The organism is uncultured Dokdonia sp. (assembly GCF_947492815.1).
Lineage (GTDB): Bacteria > Bacteroidota > Bacteroidia > Flavobacteriales > Flavobacteriaceae > Dokdonia.
In genome coordinates, this window is record NZ_CANLOB010000092.1 from 1 (window position 1) to 554 (window position 554).

General features: G+C 38.3%; 1 protein-coding gene. It reads right to left on the minus strand.

The window, feature by feature from the left end:
• Window positions 1-512: AMP-binding protein (locus Q1A01_RS23660; RefSeq protein ID WP_299686044.1), on the minus strand; the 512-nt coding region annotated here is incomplete at its 3' end.
• Between the last annotated feature and the right edge of the window lie 42 nt (window positions 513-554).

The following is a 554-nucleotide window of genomic DNA, read 5'->3' on the forward strand; positions in this document are numbered from 1 at the left end:
AACTCCACACGATACCCGCGTATCTTCACCTGATCATCAACACGTCCTAAAAATACTATCTGTCCTAGTGCATTGCGTTGTACTAAATCTCCTGTCTTATATAGAACTTTACTCTTTCCTTCTTCAAATGGATTGACAATAAATTTCTCCTTGGTTAAATCTTCACGGTTTAAATACCCTTTCGATATCCCTGAACCTCCTAAAAGTAATTCTCCCGGTACGCCAATAGGACATAAAGACATATCTCCACTTACAACATAGGCCTCACTATCAGAAAATAATTCTCCAATAGGAATCGTCACATAATCAACAGCTGGGTCTACTTTATGCAACAACTTTCCAATCGTACTCTCGGTAGGTCCGTAGTGATTAATAATAGTAACTCCTGAATCCTGTGAGGTAATATCTCTTATATAAGATACCGGTAATACATCACCACCAAAGATCAATGTCTGAGTAGGTAAAAGGAATTGACCTTCTACACTCAAGGCTTGCCAATGGCTTGGTACCATCTTTATACAATCAATAGCATGTGTTTGAAAGTACTCCTGTAA